Source organism: Candidatus Chloroploca mongolica, assembly GCF_004762035.2.
Classification (GTDB): domain Bacteria; phylum Chloroflexota; class Chloroflexia; order Chloroflexales; family Chloroflexaceae; genus Chloroploca; species Chloroploca mongolica.
In genome coordinates this window covers 1-1,573 of sequence record NZ_SIJK02000153.1, presented here as the reverse complement: position 1 = coordinate 1,573, position 1,573 = coordinate 1, and the positions used below count along the sequence as shown (strand labels likewise).

3 protein-coding genes are annotated in these 1,573 nt (G+C 63.6%); 1 reads left to right on the top strand and 2 read right to left on the bottom strand.

What is annotated here, in order from left to right; all coding sequences use genetic code 11:
* Positions 1 to 627 (top strand): ATP-binding protein (locus EYB53_RS25270; RefSeq protein ID WP_135482412.1); only part of this gene is annotated, 627 nt, incomplete at its 5' end.
* Between the two features lie 58 nt (positions 628 to 685).
* Here EYB53_RS25270 and EYB53_RS25265 read toward each other — a convergent pair.
* Both EYB53_RS25265 and EYB53_RS25260 read right to left on the bottom strand, forming a co-directional pair.
* Entirely contained in the window at positions 686 to 1,021 is a 336-nt protein-coding gene (locus EYB53_RS25265; protein WP_097653427.1) for a HepT-like ribonuclease domain-containing protein, read from the bottom strand.
* Complete coding sequence (locus tag EYB53_RS25260) at positions 1,018 to 1,308, bottom strand: nucleotidyltransferase family protein (protein WP_135482410.1); 291 nt, start codon at positions 1,306 to 1,308, stop codon at positions 1,018 to 1,020. The genes EYB53_RS25265 and EYB53_RS25260 overlap by 4 nt, the downstream gene beginning before the upstream one ends.
* Between the last annotated feature and the right edge of the window lie 265 nt (positions 1,309 to 1,573).

Below are 1,573 nucleotides of genomic sequence, written 5' to 3'. Positions count from 1 at the left end.
ATGTATGCACCGCATTTGACCAAGACTCGTGTCCAAAGGTGCTTGACACATTCCGGTCAGGGCCGCCTGGAACAGCTCAGCAACCTTGCCGAGGTGCGCAGCCTGACCTTCGAGGCCTTCAACCCGGATGTCCCGGGGGTCCGCAAAGCCTACCTGCGGGCACGGGAGTTTGCCCAGCAGCCGCAGGGCTGGTTGCTCCTGTTCGGGTCGTACGGCGCGGGCAAGACCCATCTGGCTGCGGCTGCGGCTCACGCCGTGCTCGCACGGGGCACCCAGGTGCTGTTCACTGTCGTACCCGACCTGCTCGACCACCTGCGGGCGACCTACGGGCCAACCAGCGAAGTTGGCTACGACGAGCACTTCGAGGTGGTGCGAACCGTGCCGCTGTTGGTCCTCGACGACCTCGGCACCGAGAGTGCCACGGCCTGGGCGCGCGAGAAGCTCTACCAGATCGTCAATCACCGTTACAACCTGGCATTGCCGACGATCATCACGAGCAATCGGGCGCTGGAACACCTTGATCAACGCATCGTCTCGCGGATGCATCAGCACGCCTTCGCCGGCGAGATCCTGCGCATCGCGGCGGCAGACTATCGCCGTGCCGGGCGCGACGAGCGCCCGGCATGAACCGCTGCGCCGCAGCCAGCATGGCTCGTTGCGGCGCACATCCACGGAGCATGTCGGCCTACGGCTGAGCGTCCAACAGCGCACGCACCGCCTGTTTCAGGGGAGGAATATCGTGATGAATCACGATCCAGATTTGTTCGAGGTCAATGCTCAGGTAGACATGCACCAGGACGTTGCGAAAGGCCGCAATCTGCGCCCAGGGGATCTGGGGCTGCGTTGCTTTGGCCGCTGCGGACAGGCGCTGCGTTGCTTCGGACAGGGTTTGCAGGTTGCGGAGCGTTGCATCCTGCAGCAGATCCGAGGCAAGAAAGGCCTCACGGCCACCAGCCACGTGGCGCTCAATCCGGCTGATGCACGCCAGGATATGTTGCAGGTAGATGGTGTCGTCGCTCATAACGGACGCGCTTCCTGGAGCACGCGCTCGCGGATGGCTGGATGCAGTGCCCGCTCGGTCACCACATCGACCCGTCGCCCGAGGAGGTGCTCAAGATCGAGGATCAGTCCGGCGGGGAACCAGGCACTCGTTGACGGGCCCGTCTCAACCAGCAAATCGATATCGCTCTCAGGGGTTGCTTCGCCACGCGCCATCGAACCAAAGACGCGCACACGGGTCACGCCGTGGCGCTCGGCAATCTGGCTCATCGCGTCACGCTGCACGTGCAGCAGATCCTGTTCGTCCATCGCACGCACCTCCCGTTCAATGCGACCGTCGTTCAATTATAGCGCAGTTGGGCTCGCATGGGGCCAACGCGCACAAGGAGCCCACCAGATGACCACCACCCCCATCCTGATCGCCGCCGATATCGGCAATGTCACGACGAAGTACCGCCACCAGGGCGGAATGTGTCAAGCACCTTTGGACACGAGTCTTGGTCAAATGCGGTGCATACGTGCCACCAGCGTCACGCCATCCGGGGCAGCCTAGCCGCTCAGCGGGGCGGGGTCA

Coding starts and splice junctions, on each gene's coding strand:
- EYB53_RS25265 (WP_097653427.1), bottom strand. CDS start 1,021: ATGAGCGACGACACCATCTACCTGCAACATATCCTGGCGTGCATCAGC.
- EYB53_RS25260 (WP_135482410.1), bottom strand. CDS start 1,308: ATGGACGAACAGGATCTGCTGCACGTGCAGCGTGACGCGATGAGCCAG.